Genomic DNA, 14,899 nt, shown 5'->3' with positions numbered 1-14,899 from the left:
CCCCACTTTAGTAAGCGGGGCTTTTAATGTTAGAACTAACGTTGATTAAGCTAGAAGCTCTTTCGCTGTGTTTACTACGTTTTCAGTTGTGAAACCGAACATCTTGAATAGCTCACCCGCTGGTGCAGATTCGCCGAACGTTGTCATACCGATAATCTTGCCACCGAAGCCAACGTACTTGTACCAGAAGTCAGCGATGCCTGCTTCAACAGCGATACGTGCTGTTACGTCTGATGGAAGTACAGATTCACGGTACTCAGCGTCTTGTTTGTCGAATGCGTCTGTAGCAGGCATTGAAACAACGCGTACTTTCTTGCCTTCAGCTGTTAGTTCAGCCGCAGCGTTAACCGCTAGCTCAACTTCAGAACCTGTCGCGATAAGGATAAGCTCAGGCTTACCTTCACAATCTTTCAGGATGTAACCACCCTTAGCGATGTTAGCTACTTGCTCTGCGTCACGCTCTTGCTGTGCAAGGTTTTGACGAGAGAAGATTAGAGACGTTGGGCCGTCTTTGCGTTCGATAGCCAGTTTCCAAGCCACTGCAGACTCAACTTGGTCACATGGGCGCCATGTGCTCATGTTTGGAGTCAGACGTAGAGACGCGATTTGCTCAACAGGCTGGTGAGTTGGGCCATCTTCGCCAAGACCGATAGAGTCGTGCGTGTAAACTTGGATGTTCTGAACTTTCATCAGAGCAGCCATACGCATTGCGTTACGTGCGTATTCCATGAACATTAGGAAAGTAGCGCCGTATGGTACGAAACCACCGTGTAGCGCAATACCGTTCATGATCGCTGTCATACCGAATTCACGTACACCGTAGTGGATGTAGTTACCAGACGCATCTTCAGCAGATACTGACTTAGAACCAGACCACATAGTTAGGTTAGAAGGCGCAAGGTCAGCAGAGCCGCCTAGGAATTCAGGTAGCATAGCACCGAACGCTTCTAGAGCATTTTGCGACGCTTTACGTGATGCGATGTTTGCAGGGTTCGCTTGAAGGTCAGCAATGATTGCGTTTGCTTTCTCTTCCCACTGCGCAGGTAGCTCACCGTTTACGCGGCGTTTGAATTCAGCTGCCAGCTCAGGGTGTGCTGCTTCATAAGCTGCAAGTTTCTCGTTCCACGCTGCTTCCTTAGCTGCGCCTGCTTCTTTCGCATCCCACTCTGCGTAGATTTCCGACGGAATTTCAAAAGGACCGTGCTCCCAACCTAACTCTTTACGTGTAGCTGCAATTTCTTCAGCGCCTAGTGGTGCACCGTGACAGTCGTGTGAACCAGACTTGTTAGGTGAACCGAAACCGATGATAGTTTTAGTACAGATTAGAGTAGGGCGCGGGTCAGCTTTAGCCGCAATAATTGCTGCGTTGATCGCTTCTGGATCGTGACCGTCTACCGCTGGGATTACGTGCCAGCCGTAAGCTTCAAAACGCTTAGGTGTATCGTCAGAGAACCAACCTTCAACGTGACCATCGATAGAGATACCGTTGTCATCCCAGAAAGCGATCAGCTTACCAAGACCTAGTGTACCCGCTAGTGAACATGCTTCGTGAGAGATACCTTCCATCAGACAGCCATCACCCATGAATGCATAAGTGAAGTGGTCAACGATGTCGTGGCCTTCTTTGTTGAACTGTGCAGCTAGAGTCTTCTCAGCTAGCGCCATACCAACAGCGTTAGTGATACCTTGACCTAGAGGACCTGTTGTTGTTTCGATACCTGGTGCGTAGCCGTACTCTGGGTGACCTGGGGTCTTAGAGTGTAGCTGACGGAAGTTTTTCAGATCGTCGATTGATAGCTCGTAACCAGCAAGGTGTAGTAGAGAGTAAATCAGCATAGAGCCGTGGCCGTTTGAAAGAACGAAACGGTCGCGGTCAGCCCACTCAGGGTTTGAAGGGTTGTGGTTTAGGTGAGAGCGCCAAAGAACTTCAGCGATGTCAGCCATACCCATAGGTGCGCCTGGGTGACCAGAGTTTGCTTGTTGTACACCGTCCATGCTTAGAGCGCGGATTGCGTTTGCTAAATTTTTACGATCCATAATAAATACCGATAAATAGATTGTTTCTTAGAAAGGATGTTAAGAGGGGAACGCAAACGTTCCCCTCTAGAAATTCTGTTGATTAAAGCTTAGCCTCAATCATTGCTTCAAGTTTGCCTTGGTCAACTGCGAAGTTGCGGATACCTTCAGCAAGCTTCTCAACTGCCATTGGGTCTTGGTTGTGATCCCATAGGAACTCAGCGTGAGTCATTGCAGCTGGGCGCTCTTTAGCACCTTTAGAGTCAACTAGCTTCTCTACTACTTCACCTTCAGCCGCTTCTAGTTCAGCAAGAAGTGCAGGAGCGATTGTTAGACGGTCACAGCCAGCTAGCTCTAGGATCTCACCGATGTTACGGAAGCTTGCGCCCATAACTACAGTGTTGTAGCCATACTCTTTGTAGTAGTTGTAGATGCTAGTTACAGATAGTACGCCTGGATCTTCTTGAGCTTCGAAGTCACGGCCTTCTTTAGCCTTATACCAGTCCATGATACGACCAACGAATGGAGAAATTAGGAATACGCCAGCTTCAGCACATGCGCGAGCCTGGGCGAATGAGAATAGTAGAGTAAGGTTACAGTTGATGCCTTCTTTCTCTAGGATTTCAGCGGCGCGGATACCTTCCCAAGTAGAAGCAAGTTTGATAAGGATGCGATCGTTAGTGATACCAGCATCGTTGTACATTTTAACTAGTTGACGTGCTTTCGCTACGCTGCCTTCCATATCGTACGATAGACGAGCATCTACCTCAGTAGAGATACGGCCAGGGATAGTTTTTAGGATTTCTTTACCGATGTTTACCGCTAGCATGTCACAAGTGTCTTGTACTTGTTGTGCTTTGTCGTCACTTTGCGCTTTAGCGTATTCAATTGAAGCATCGATTAGAGGTGCATACTCTTCGATTTGAGCTGCTTTCAGGATTAGAGAAGGGTTAGTTGTTGCATCTTCTGGCTGGTATTTTTTGATTGCATCAATTTCACCAGTGTCAGCTACTACAGTCGTTAGTTTACGAAGTTGCTCTAATTTGTTGCTCATTCCGATCATCCTATTTAATAAGCCGCCATACCACGTTAGCTGATATGACTTGTGCAATTGCAAGCGTGGTGTCGATCTCTTCAAGCAATAACGATGCTTGTGAAATCAACAAACCCGAAATTTCAGCACCAGAGCAGATGTTGTGAACATTTGCTCTCATGTTGAGTAAATGATGGGTCCATAATTATATCATCTACCCAGAATGTCAATTGGTTAAACCGGGATATGGTGACATTCATCAAGGATTTTTTAAGGTTAGATGTGTGATTAAACCGATTAAACGTTTGCCAAGCTGTATAAGGGCGCAAGGGAGATTTAAAGAGACTAAAATTGCGACTGAGAATTTGTATTGCGCGTGAGCAAATGATGGTAATAATTGCCACTATGACATATGCTACACCCTTGAGCATATGTTACGTGCTGTTTATAGATAGGAATGCTGTAGTTATGAGTAAGATTCACAATGAGATGTCTGACGATAACACCGATCTATTGACTGAAATTTCAGTCGCATATTATCAAGATGGTGCCACTCAAGAAGAGATTTCAAAAAAATTCTCTGTATCACGTGCCAAAGTGGGGCGAATGCTCAAGCAGGCGCGTGATGAAGGCATTGTCGAAATTACCGTAAAGTACCACCCGGTATTTAGTGCCAAGATCGAACAAAGATTGATTGAGCGCTTTGGCGTTAAGCGTGCACTGGTCGCTCTCGATCAACCAAGTGAAGAGCAGCAACGTCTGCAAGTTGCGGGTTTAGTCTCTAAATATATGGCGAGCTCGATTCTAAACGGTTCGGTTGTCACCGTCGGACAAGGGCGAAACGTCTCCGCGGTTGCCCACCACGTAGGAGTCATTCCTCAGCGTGATGTGAAGTTTGTTTGTGGTATCGGTGGTATTCACCCGCGTGGCGGTATGTTTAACGCCGACCATATCTGCCGTCAGTTCGCTAAAACCTATGGTGGAACTTCAGAAACACTCTATGCGCCTGCTTATGCAGAGAACCGTGAGCAAAAGATGGCGTTTATGCAAAATGCCACGGTGAAGCAGACATTAGATTTAGCGCGTAAGGCGGATGTTGCTTTAGTCGGTATTGGTGACATGAGTGAAAACAGCTATATGGTCGATTTAGGTTGGTTCACGGCAGGTGAAGTGGTCCAGTCTCGAATGTTGCAGGGTGTTGTGGGTGACTTTGCTGGTTATGACTTCTTCGATATTCATGGCGGGGCAGCTAAAACGGTAATGAGCGACCGCGTTATTGGTCTCGGCATTGAAGAGTTTCGACCGATTGCTGAGGTTATCGCGATTGCGGCTGAAAACAGCAAACCTCTCGCTTTGCTAGGCGCACTACGAACCGGTGTGATTGACGTTATTGCGACCAGCGTAAGTAATGCGTTGACGGTACTTAACTTAGACGAACAAATGAAATAACTAGCTTTTCAATATGTTGCTTTGCAACCTGTGTAATAGCAATGAAAAAGGCATTAGGTAGCTCGCATCCCTATTTTGTTTGGACGCAAAAATTATTCTCCCTTGATTAATTAGTAGTCAGATTAACAAGGAGAATATAATGAAAAAGACAATCGCTGCTGCAGCTTTGGCTAGTATTATGGGTGTATCCGCTCATGCACAAGAAAAAGTAGTTGCTGGATACTTTGCTGATTGGCAATACAACAATCCTGATAACCCATACCAAGTTAAAAATATTCCTGCAGAAAACCTCACCCACATTATTTACGCGTTTTTAAGTATGTGTGGCCTGCATGAAGGGGCTAGTGAAGTGATTCAAAAACAAGTGGCTCAACACTGTGAAGGTAAAGAGCCATTTAGTGCCATCGTCGTCGATCAACAAGCCGCTCTAAACGAAGACTTTGGCCCAGTTTCGGTCAAGGTAGAATATAAAGGCCACTTCGCTCAACTCGCCCAACTTAAAAAAGACCATCCTGAAATCGTTATTTTACCTTCTTTTGGTGGATGGACGATGTCTGAGCCTTTCCATGCAATGGCAAAAGATCCAAAAGCGATAGAGCATTTCTCTAAAACAGCTGTTGAGCTTATCGCTAAATATGACTTCTTCGACGGTGTTGACTTAGATTGGGAGTACCCTGGAGGTGGCGGTTTAACAACATCGCCTTGGAATCCAGCGACCAAACTAACAGATGAACAAAAAGCAAGTGAACGAGAAGCCTTTAATCATTTGGTAAAATCCCTTAGAGCCGATCTTGATCTGCTTGCAAATAAAACGAAGCGTAATTATGAGCTTTCAACCGCTGTTGGAGTAGGTGCTAAAGCACAGCAAATTGACTGGAAAGCAGCCAGCCCATACTTAACAAACATGTTTGCTATGACATACGACTTTCTTGGTGGTTGGGGTCAACAAACGGGCCATATGACTAATTTGCATGCGACAGACAATAGCTGGTGGGGCATGGGAAGCGATGTGTTCATTAACCAAATGATAGAGCAGGGCATTCCTAGTGAGAAGCTGGTGATCGGCGCAGCTTTCTATGGTCGTGGCTGGCAGGGTACTAAAGACTTTGACGGAGAGAATGTTAAGGGTGATTTAGTGTCCGAGAAAGGTGCTGAGTTTGGTACTGGAGAAAATGGTTACTTCATGTTCTGGGATCTTGTAAACAACTATGGTGATAAACAAGGCTACGAGTACAAGTATGACGAGCAAGCGCAAGCGCCGTATCTATGGAATCCAGTAAAGAAAGTGTTTATTTCATTTGAGGATGAGCGCTCTATCAAGGCCAAAGCGAAGTGGGCGAAAGAGTCTAAGCTCGGCGGTATTTTTACTTGGGAGCTGTCCGGTGACCCAAGTGGAACCTTGGTCGAAGTGATGAACAAAGAAATTCAATAAACAACAAGCCCCAGTAAATGCTGGGGCTCATTCATCATTCAATTGGGAGATCTTCCCTTTGTCCCCATTCAGTCCATGAACCGTCATAAACCGCAAAGTTGCTATAGCCACACACCTCTGCAGCGAGCAGTACAATACAGGCTGTAACCCCGGAGCCACAGCTAAAAATGGTGTGGCCGACGTCATGTGAAAGTGACTTGGATAGAATGGGAGCCAATTCTTGTGCGGTTTTGAGTTTATGCTGATTCATCAACTCAGCAAAAGGTTGGCAGGTAGAGTTTGGAATGTGGCCGCTCCGTAAACCTTTTCTCGGCTCTGGAACCTCTTTGTTAAAGCGCGCTCTAGAACGGGCATCAACCGTAAGGCTATTTGGGTTATCAATCTGATCAACCACGAAAGAGGCGGAAACAAAGAAGCGCTCATCAAGGGAGCCTTGGAAATTACCTTGAGATTGCACACTTGCGTATTGCTGAACAAGATCGAGTTGATGCGCTTTCCATTCGGTTAAGCCGCCATCAAGTATAAATACTTCTTTATGACCCATCGCTTTGAACATCCACCATGCGCGAGGTGACGCAAATGTCCCACTATTGTCGTAAATGACAATGGTTGAATCATTATTGATTCCTAGTTGTTGTGCGAGTGAATTAAATCGCGACTCTGAAGGCATCATATGAGGTAGGGAGCTATCTGGGTCACAGAACTCTTTGTCATAATCAAATCTTAGAGTGTGGGGGATAAGGTTGGTTTTATCTTTCTCTACTTCGCCAGGGATTTGAAAGTCTATGCTTGCATCTAAAACAACCAAATCAGGGTTTGATGATAGTTGTTGAGATAACCACTGCGGTGTAACTAATGGGTTCATATTGAGTCCTTCATTGTTTATTCTGTTGCGCAGCAAGACACTGAATCAGCTGATACGACGTTAGTTTAGATGACAAACTTTGTTTTGATTCTAGCACTACAACCGAACCTTCCGGACAGTCCAGTTTAGGGTCTGTTGCCACAATATGTTGCTGTTGAGTGTCGGTAATGACGTTTAAATAACGTCTATGACCATCAAGCGATTGCGTCAAAGTTTGACTGATCACCGTTGCACGAATGGTGACGGATTGTTTCTCTGGACGAAGTTTTAATACAACAATAAGTAATACAAAAGTAAAAATTAGGATAAGAGTAAATACTTTTGGATTGTTCATTGTCAGAGTACTGTTCCTTTGGTTGTTTATGCGATTTTGAGGCATAAAAATACGAACTAAGTCGTTGTGGTATCGTGGAAAGTTACTCTAAATATTATTTGTCGATATAGATATTTGCAAGGCACTGTGGCTGGTTTGATTTCAGCACCTTGCAAACTTAAGAGTGTTCGGATAAAGCTTATGCGAGTTTAAAGCGTTTCATTTGCAAATCTAAGTCTTGCGCAACTTCGGTGAGCTCAGCGGCTGAGATGGCCACATGCTTCACAGTGGTACTGTTCTCTTGGGTGATGTTGTACGTTTCAGTGAGGTTTTCACTCACCGTGTTTGTCACCATACACTGCTCTTCCACGGCTGCGGCAATTTGCGCGTTGGTGTCGTTGAGCTCTTGAATGGTGCCGTGAATGGTGTTCAAGTTGTCTGATGTTGATACAGCCTGTTCAGAGGCTTTTGAAACCGTATGATGACTGTCGTTAATGGTTTTCTGCGCACTTTCCGCACCATTTTGGAGAGAGCTAATCATTGACTCGATCTGTCCGGTAGCCTCTTGAGTTTTCTTCGCTAACGATCTCACTTCATCCGCGACGACGGCAAAACCACGACCTTGTTCACCAGCTCGTGCTGCTTCAATAGCTGCATTGAGCGCCAATAGATTGGTTTGTTCCGCGACAGCGTGTATGACTTCTAAGATGGTACCTATGCTCATCGATTCATCATAGAGCTTAGTTACTTGTGTTGCTCCTTTGGACATAGTGGCTTCTGCCTGTTCAATAGCCTGAAGCGTTTTTTCGACTTCTTGCAGGCTGCTGTCGACATTGAGAGCTGCACGCTCGGTGAAATTGGAAGCGTCAGTCGCACTTTGGGATATTTCTGTAGTGCTGGTCGAAAGCTGCTGCACGGCAGAGGAAATCTGCTGCATTTCGCTACTTAGTCGCTCTGAAGATTGATTGGTTGTATAGGTAATGGCTGATAATTCCTCGGACATTTGACCGATTTTAATGCATGAATCGTTAACCTTATGCACAATCTCCCGTAACGAAACAATGGTATCGCGCATGTTTGATAGCAGCTGCGCAATTTCATCTTTGCCTTTGACGACGACGTTATGCGACAGATCGCCTTGGGCAAGTTTAGAAGAAATGCTCTTCACTTGATCGATACCATTTTTAATCGAACGGATGATGACAAATGCGGTGATGATAGCGATGACAAAAGAAACGCAGGTAAGAACGATAATTGTCGTAATGGTTTGCTGCTTTTGTGCGAGTAAATCAGTGGTGAGAGTGTGTTGTTCATCCATTGATTCCAGTTTGATCAACTCAAGTTCTTTTGAAATGTCATTACCTAGTTCGAGCATTTGCTTTTCGGCTTTATGCTGAGTGTCTCTCAATTGAATCACTTCTTCGAAACCGCGAGCATATGCAGTGCGCTGTTCAACGAATTCATTTAGCAATGCGTTTTCTTTATCTGTTTTGAGGTGAGTGCGGAATTTATCCTCAAGTTGAGGTAACTCGACATTAAAATAGGCACGAGTTTGCTCAACAATTTCACTTTTCTCATTGTGTAAGTAATTAAGCACTGCGATGTTAGAAAGTAAAAACTTCTCCATTATTAAAGAAGAGTAATACTCGACTTCGGCATCTGACACTTTATGAGCGGATTCAATAAGAGACTCAAGATCGTAAAGAGCCTTTTTTTCTAGCTCTACCATTTCAACATAGACTTTTTCTTCCACCGACTCACTTGACGCTTTAACAACAGAAAAGGCAGCATCAAATTGGTTTACTTCATCAAGTATTGTCTTCAAATGCTTTTGTCTTAGGGGATCTGTGGTGGCCTTAAGGTCTTTATCTATCAGCTTTTTAAGTTTGTCTAAGCGTTCGGTGTATATAGAGAGGTAGGATGAAGAGAGGGTACTTGCGTACTGCAAGGCGCTTAAACGGACCTTCAAGAAGTTGGCTTGTATTTCCCCCGCTAAGGTTGTTTCAGCGGCAAGCTCACCGTAATGTTTAAAGTTATAGGCAGCGGTGGACATGCCGTTAAAGCTAACATAACTGGCAATAGCAAATAGGATCAAACAGACGCCAAATCCGCCACGTATTTTATTTGCGATAGACAAATTAAACATAAGTCTCCCTGGCTCAATGGCCTATAAACTCCTTGTTTCTTCTTAAGCTTATATGGAAAACTGTGATTATCTAATTCAAAAGTTAAGTTTATTGCAGGTTATATGCGTTTCTTAGTGAGGGGCAGAAGTCGGTTAGTTGAAAGAAGCTTAAAGTGAGAAGAGAGAATTAGAGCGAGTTAGTCCAACAAACTAACTCGCAATAGGTATTATTTACTGCCGCAAACCGGGCAACTTGGCATCTTCATTAAGTTCATTTCGCGCCAAGACATACTCATCGCATCAAGCATTAAGATTTTGCCTTGTTTCGGTGTACCGTAGTTGGCGATAACTTTGATTGCTTCCATAGCTTGTACTGCACCGATGATACCGACAACTGGCGCCATAACACCGGCCTCAACGCAGCTTAAAGCCGCGTTACCAAATAGGGCACTCAGACATTGGTAGCATGGCTCGCTCTCATCTTGATAGGTAAAGACACTGACTTGACCTTCCATACGAATCGCGGCACCGGAAACCAGTGGTATCTTTGACTCAAAGCACAACTTGTTAAGCTGATTGCGTGTTTCGACGTTGTCTGATGCATCAAGTACTACAGTGTGCTGCTTGATGAGTTCTGCGAGTTCATCGTCTGACAGGCGTTTGTCGACAGTTTCGATATTGATGTGTGGGTTTAATTGCTTTAATGATTGAGCGGCAGAATCAACTTTCTTAACACCAATGTCGCCATCGTGGTGGAGTACTTGGCGTTGCAAGTTTGATAGCTCAACGACATCATCATCAATTAAGGTAAGTTTACCGACACCAGCCGTTGCTAAATACTGACTGGATGCGCAACCCAAACCACCAGCACCCAGAATCAGAATCGAACTTTGTTTAAGTGCCTCTTGGCCATCAAAGTCGAATTGTTTCAAGATGATCTGGCGGTTGTAACGCAGCATCTCTTGATCAGATAAGATCTCCAATGACTGCTCCTAGTATAACGTTGAGTTAAACAGCTGAATGTTGACTGTTTCACCGGCTTCTACGCGACCGCGTTCACGCTCAAGTACCACAAAGCAGTTGGCAAGGCTCATAGAGCGGAACGCACCAGAGCTTTGGTTGCCGGTGGTTTCAACTACAAATTTGCCATCTTCAATAGTGTAGATGCCGCGTTGGTAATCTGTACGGCCAGGCGCTTTCTTGAAAGCACTCTTTGTCACCGCTGGGATGGATTCAGGCGCTTTCCATTCACTATGGCCAGCAAGCTTTGCTAGTAGCGGCTGAACAAGCACATACATGGTTAATACAGCAGACACTGGGTTACCCGGTAGGCCGCAGAACCAAGCCGTTGAAAGCTTACCAAAGGCGAACGGTTTACCCGGTTTAATGGCTAGTTTCCAAAAGCCTATCTGACCGAGCTGTTCAAGAATATCTTTGGTGTAATCTGCTTCACCCACGCTGACACCGCCCGAAGTCACGACTACGTCAGCGAGTGTTTGAGCTTGCTCGAATGTCGCTTTTAGTGTTTCTGGGCAATCAGGGATAATGCCTAGGTCGATTGCTTCACAACCAAAGTTTTCGATCAGAGGTTTAATACCGTAACGGTTACTGTCGTAGATTTGGCCTTCTGCTAGTGTTTCGCCTAATGGTTTTAGCTCATCACCAGTTGAGAAAAATGCAACACGTGGTTTACGGACTACGGTTACATGACTAATACCGAGAGTCGCGATCATCGGAATATCGCGCGAGGTTAGACGAGCACCTTTAGCCAGCACTGTCGCACCTTCCGCAATATCATCACCCATTGGGCGAATGTTATTTTGTGGCTTAACGTCGGTTTGATTGAACTGAATACCTGCGTCGGTCACTTCGGTGTTTTCTTGCATGATCACCGCGTCACAGCCTTCAGGGATCTTTGCGCCGGTCATAATGCGAATGCAGCTACCTTGAGGCCATTCACCGTGGAATGGTTGACCTGCAAATGACTTACCCGCTAAAGGCATTACATTGTTTTGCGCTAAATCCGCTAGACGTAGCGCGTACCCGTCCATTGCTGAGTTATCAAATGGAGGAACGAAAATAGGGGATAAAATGTCTTCAGCTAATACAAAGCCAATTGCTTCGGCTAGTGGGAGTTGTAAGGTCGCTTGGATAGGTTTAATTGGCGACAGCATTTTTTCCATCGCATCTTCGATCGGCATCAAGCCAGGAGCGTCACAGCAGCCCATATCAAAATCCTACTCTTTTATTATTGTCAGATGATCGGGTCACTTTACCACAGAAAGCTATTTGCAATAATGACCTCTATTAACAATCCCAGTTTTATCAGCTCAACTTTGGGCAAAACTTGCACGTTAAACGCTAAATCTCTCCTAAAGTGGTAGATGCCCAGCATCTACAACTAAGGGATGGTAATTCTAACCTATACTCAATCTAAATAATTAATGTCGTTGGCTGCTATTCATCTTTAATTTGTCTAGTTTTGGACATAGGCAGGGAGAGCCACATGTTTAGAAAACTATTGAAGCGCGCACTGTTGGTATTGCTGTTTGTAGCACCAAGTGAATTATATGCCGAAGAAAAGGTTGTGAATGTCGGCTTTGTTGTTGGCATTCCACCGTTTGTGATTGGCGAGTCTGGGATATTGGTTGATATCGTTGGCGCAGCGTTACAGCGTTCCGGTTACACCATCTCGAATTATAAGTTTCCCAGTAAACAATTTGACCAAGACCCATTAAATGCTTTTGAAGAGCTTGATGTTTTCATTGGGACGCCGCTTAACTTCAGAGTGAACTACTCCTACGGTAAGGTGTATGAATTTGACAATGTTGCGGTGACTAAGACGAGTCTCGACCTCAAGATCGACCGCGTTTCTGATTTGAAGGGCAAGTATATCGTCGCATTTAATAATGCTAGCCAACACTTAAAAGAGCCCTTTACGACCTTTTATAATCAAGAGCTTGCCAACTGGGAAGGGTACAAAGAGATAGAGAATCAACAAGCTCAGTTCGATATGCTGATGAAAGATCGTGCTCAAGTGATCTTACTTGACCGTAGTATGGCTTATTACTATGCGCAAAAAGCCGGGGTTAAAGGCATGGAAGGGTTTACATTCCATGAGATCTTTCCTTTAAAAAACACCATCTATGTCGTTGGCCGCGATCAAGAATACGTAAAGATCATCACTGATAACTTAGAAGAGATGAGTAAAGACGGCAGTTTAGCAGAGCTCATTGAAGTCTATCGTTAGTACCGATAGGTGTGATGGTTTATGCAAACAAGCCACTCAATTAATAAACAACTGACACTGCTCATTGTCATGTTTAGTACGGTTGTAACGCTGTTTATAACGGCGTTTCAACTCTATTCTGATTTTTTAGTCGCGACAGATAACATTAAGGTAAGCCAGCAGTATATCTTCACCTCATACAAAGATGCGTTGGAAGAGAGTTTATGGGTACTAAATAATGAGCTCATTGAGTCGCAGATAAACGGCATAATCAGTATTCCAGATATCAGTTATGTGCGAATTGAAGACACAACCGAAGAATACTGGGAGCAAGGTACACCCAAAGATAAACATGTTCTACAACAAACAATCAGTTTGGAATATTCCTATATCAATCAAAAAGCGATACCGCTTGGTTATTTGATCGTTCAGTCCGACTTGTGGGTTGTGTATCACAGCTTAATCGACAAGGCGTTAGTTATCTTACTTTCCAATGGACTGAAAACCTTTATCGTCGCTGGATTTATTATCTATTTGGTCAAGGCACTGGTTACAGAACCATTGAATCAAATGAGTGAGTATTTCAAAGCTTATCAGTTCCAGCGTGATAACCCACCTATGATTATTGAGCGTAAAGCGGCCAATGACGATGAAATTGATTTTATGGTCACTATGGTTAATCGCATGTGTAACGAACTCAGCGAATCCTATGGTTCAGTACTGGAATCAAAACATCAGCTAGCCAAAGCCCTAGAGGAAAAGCAAGTTCTTCTTGAGCGAGAAATTGAGTTCAAACAGGGACTTGAGCTGATGGTTAAAGATCGGACACAAGAGCTAGAAGATACGCTGGATGAGCTTAAAGAGACCCAAGCAACCATGATTGAGAACGAGAAAATGGCTTCGCTTGGTTCGCTGGTGGCTGGCGTGGCGCATGAGATCAACACGCCATTGGGCGTGAGCATCACCTCAAGTAGTTTCGCATCAAGCGAAATTAACCAAATTCTTAAGGATTACGAAGAAGGTAAACTTCAGGAGAGTACGTTTGGTGATGCAATGCGTAATGTCCATCAGTCGATGGACATTTTAAGTGCTAATTTAGAACGAGCAGCACTGCTTGTCGCTAGCTTCAAACAAGTCGCTGTTGATCAAACTAACGAAACGGTGAGCCAGTTTGATGTCAAAGAGCATATCGAAAAGTTACTGGTTTCTCTCTCTCATGAGCTAAGAATTCGTAATGTGGAGGTCGACTTTGATTGCGATGACAGTCTAAATGTAACTAGCTACGCCAGCGCGTACATTCAAATCTTCACCAACCTGATTACCAACAGCCTCAATCACGGCTTTGATGGTTGGGCACATGAAAAGCGTATCGTGATTGATATATCTCAGCAACAAGAGGAGATGGTCATTGACTACCGTGATTCTGGTAGAGGTGTTGATGCGAGTGTCAAAGACAAAATATTTGAACCTTTCGTTACCACTAAGCATGGTTCAGGCGGAACGGGGTTGGGAGCAAACATTATATACAATACGGTTTGTCAGCGCCTGAAAGGGAAAATCAAATACATCGATGAAGACCAATCAGGTGCACACTTTGTCATCACGCTTCCACTTAAGCAGGACGATAGCATCGATAACGATCCCCACTGACAAAATGTGGGTGTAATTAATCACAAATCCGAGTATCCTTGTCTGCCATCCGAAAGGGGTAAAGTAAGAGGAAGTGGTATGTCAGGTCTTAGCGAATCAGCGAAGTTAGTTAAAGATGCGCTAGAACAACGAGGATTAGAAACGCCAATGGCGCCTAATCAGTTCAGTCGAGATGAGAAAAAAGAGAAAATTCAACACCATATGCGTGAGATTCTTTCTCTGTTAGAACTTGACCTTACCGATGATAGCCTTGAAGAAACACCACAACGCATCGCAAAGATGTACGTTGATGAGATTTTCTCAGGGTTGGATTATTCAAACTTCCCTAAAATCACGGTTATCGAAAATAAGATGAACGTGAGCGAGATGGTACGCGTGAAAGACATTACCGTAACCAGTACTTGTGAACACCATTTAGTGACGATTGATGGCCGTGCTGCCGTGGCTTATATCCCACGTGGTAAAATCATTGGCTTATCAAAGATCAATCGTATTGTTCGATTCTTTGCTCAGCGCCCACAAGTACAAGAGCGAATGACACAGCAAATCCTGGTGGCATTGCAAACATTGCTAGAGTCTGATGACGTAGCAGTAACGATTGATGCGACACACTACTGCGTGAAATCACGCGGCGTAATGGATGCAACCAGCGAAACAACCACAACAGCGCTTGGTGGTATCTTCAAATCGAATCCAGCAACAAGACATGAGTTCCTGCACGGAATTCGATAGGGCTGAGTAACGATTCAACCGATTTTCAAACCGCTTCGTTATTGAAGCGGTTTTT

12 protein-coding genes are annotated in these 14,899 nt (G+C 44.5%); 5 read left to right on the top strand and 7 right to left on the bottom strand.

Going from position 1 to position 14,899, the window contains the following annotated elements:
* Positions 1 to 45: 45 nt before the first annotated feature.
* Positions 46 to 2,037 (bottom strand): transketolase, encoded by a 1,992-nt coding sequence (tkt, locus tag ACHUFZ_RS05865; RefSeq protein WP_394126311.1) that lies wholly within the window; start codon positions 2,035 to 2,037, stop codon positions 46 to 48.
* Between the two features lie 82 nt (positions 2,038 to 2,119).
* Positions 2,120 to 3,070 carry a transaldolase gene (gene tal / locus ACHUFZ_RS05860; RefSeq protein WP_053439218.1) on the bottom strand — a complete coding sequence of 317 codons (951 nt, stop codon included), beginning with the start codon at positions 3,068 to 3,070 and terminating at the stop codon, positions 2,120 to 2,122.
* Positions 3,071 to 3,517: 447 nt separating this feature from the next.
* Here tal and ACHUFZ_RS05855 point away from each other — a divergent pair, with 447 nt between their 5' ends.
* The gene (locus tag ACHUFZ_RS05855; protein ID WP_394126310.1) at positions 3,518 to 4,498 is read left to right on the top strand and encodes a sugar-binding transcriptional regulator; all 981 of its coding nucleotides are present in this window, start codon (positions 3,518 to 3,520) and stop codon (positions 4,496 to 4,498) included.
* 139 nt (positions 4,499 to 4,637) lie between these two features.
* Positions 4,638 to 5,930 carry a glycoside hydrolase family 18 protein gene (locus ACHUFZ_RS05850; protein WP_394126309.1) on the top strand — a complete coding sequence of 431 codons (1,293 nt, stop codon included), beginning with the start codon at positions 4,638 to 4,640 and terminating at the stop codon, positions 5,928 to 5,930.
* A gap of 34 nt (positions 5,931 to 5,964) precedes the next feature.
* On the opposite strand, the gene ACHUFZ_RS05845 is transcribed toward ACHUFZ_RS05850, so the two are convergent.
* The 5 genes from ACHUFZ_RS05845 to moeA all read right to left on the bottom strand — a co-directional run bounded on the left by ACHUFZ_RS05845 (position 5,965) and on the right by moeA (position 11,461).
* Complete coding sequence (locus ACHUFZ_RS05845; protein WP_394126308.1) at positions 5,965 to 6,795, bottom strand: sulfurtransferase; 831 nt, start codon at positions 6,793 to 6,795, stop codon at positions 5,965 to 5,967.
* 10 nt (positions 6,796 to 6,805) lie between these two features.
* Positions 6,806 to 7,129, bottom strand: coding sequence for a hypothetical protein (locus tag ACHUFZ_RS05840; protein WP_394126307.1), 324 nt, complete (start codon positions 7,127 to 7,129; stop codon positions 6,806 to 6,808).
* A gap of 178 nt (positions 7,130 to 7,307) precedes the next feature.
* Complete coding sequence (locus ACHUFZ_RS05835) at positions 7,308 to 9,254, bottom strand: methyl-accepting chemotaxis protein (RefSeq protein ID WP_394126306.1); 1,947 nt, start codon at positions 9,252 to 9,254, stop codon at positions 7,308 to 7,310.
* 206 nt (positions 9,255 to 9,460) lie between these two features.
* On the bottom strand, positions 9,461 to 10,216 hold the full coding sequence (gene moeB / locus ACHUFZ_RS05830) for a molybdopterin-synthase adenylyltransferase MoeB (RefSeq protein ID WP_394126305.1): 756 nt from the start codon (positions 10,214 to 10,216) through the stop codon (positions 9,461 to 9,463).
* A gap of 9 nt (positions 10,217 to 10,225) precedes the next feature.
* Entirely contained in the window at positions 10,226 to 11,461 is a 1,236-nt protein-coding gene (moeA, locus tag ACHUFZ_RS05825) for a molybdopterin molybdotransferase MoeA (RefSeq protein ID WP_394126304.1), read from the bottom strand.
* A gap of 278 nt (positions 11,462 to 11,739) precedes the next feature.
* Between moeA and ACHUFZ_RS05820 the strand changes: the two genes are divergently transcribed.
* The 3 genes from ACHUFZ_RS05820 (at position 11,740) to folE (ending at position 14,844) form a co-directional block, all read left to right on the top strand.
* Positions 11,740 to 12,483, top strand: coding sequence for a substrate-binding periplasmic protein (locus tag ACHUFZ_RS05820; protein ID WP_394126303.1), 744 nt, complete (start codon positions 11,740 to 11,742; stop codon positions 12,481 to 12,483).
* A gap of 21 nt (positions 12,484 to 12,504) precedes the next feature.
* Complete coding sequence (locus ACHUFZ_RS05815; protein WP_394126302.1) at positions 12,505 to 14,112, top strand: sensor histidine kinase; 1,608 nt, start codon at positions 12,505 to 12,507, stop codon at positions 14,110 to 14,112.
* Between the two features lie 78 nt (positions 14,113 to 14,190).
* Positions 14,191 to 14,844 carry a GTP cyclohydrolase I FolE gene (folE, locus tag ACHUFZ_RS05810; protein ID WP_053439212.1) on the top strand — a complete coding sequence of 218 codons (654 nt, stop codon included), beginning with the start codon at positions 14,191 to 14,193 and terminating at the stop codon, positions 14,842 to 14,844.
* The last annotated feature ends 55 nt before the right edge of the window (positions 14,845 to 14,899 follow it).

Origin of the sequence: Vibrio hepatarius (assembly GCF_043642085.1) — a bacterium.
In the GTDB taxonomy this organism is placed as follows: Bacteria; Pseudomonadota; Gammaproteobacteria; order Enterobacterales; family Vibrionaceae; genus Vibrio; species Vibrio hepatarius_C.
Note: the sequence above shows the minus strand (reverse complement) of the source record. Positions and strands in the feature narration are given on the sequence as shown.

Excerpts from the sequence above, each read along its gene's own strand:
- tkt (WP_394126311.1), bottom strand. The coding sequence starts at position 2,037 with ATGGATCGTAAAAATTTAGCAAACGCAATCCGCGCTCTAAGCATGGAC.
- tal (WP_053439218.1), bottom strand. The coding sequence starts at position 3,070 with ATGAGCAACAAATTAGAGCAACTTCGTAAACTAACGACTGTAGTAGCT.
- ACHUFZ_RS05855 (WP_394126310.1), top strand. The coding sequence starts at position 3,518 with ATGAGTAAGATTCACAATGAGATGTCTGACGATAACACCGATCTATTG.
- ACHUFZ_RS05850 (WP_394126309.1), top strand. The coding sequence starts at position 4,638 with ATGAAAAAGACAATCGCTGCTGCAGCTTTGGCTAGTATTATGGGTGTA.
- ACHUFZ_RS05845 (WP_394126308.1), bottom strand. The coding sequence starts at position 6,795 with ATGAACCCATTAGTTACACCGCAGTGGTTATCTCAACAACTATCATCA.
- ACHUFZ_RS05840 (WP_394126307.1), bottom strand. The coding sequence starts at position 7,129 with ATGAACAATCCAAAAGTATTTACTCTTATCCTAATTTTTACTTTTGTA.
- ACHUFZ_RS05835 (WP_394126306.1), bottom strand. The coding sequence starts at position 9,254 with ATGTTTAATTTGTCTATCGCAAATAAAATACGTGGCGGATTTGGCGTC.
- moeA (WP_394126304.1), bottom strand. The coding sequence starts at position 11,461 with ATGGGCTGCTGTGACGCTCCTGGCTTGATGCCGATCGAAGATGCGATG.
- ACHUFZ_RS05820 (WP_394126303.1), top strand. The coding sequence starts at position 11,740 with ATGTTTAGAAAACTATTGAAGCGCGCACTGTTGGTATTGCTGTTTGTA.
- ACHUFZ_RS05815 (WP_394126302.1), top strand. The coding sequence starts at position 12,505 with ATGCAAACAAGCCACTCAATTAATAAACAACTGACACTGCTCATTGTC.
- folE (WP_053439212.1), top strand. The coding sequence starts at position 14,191 with ATGTCAGGTCTTAGCGAATCAGCGAAGTTAGTTAAAGATGCGCTAGAA.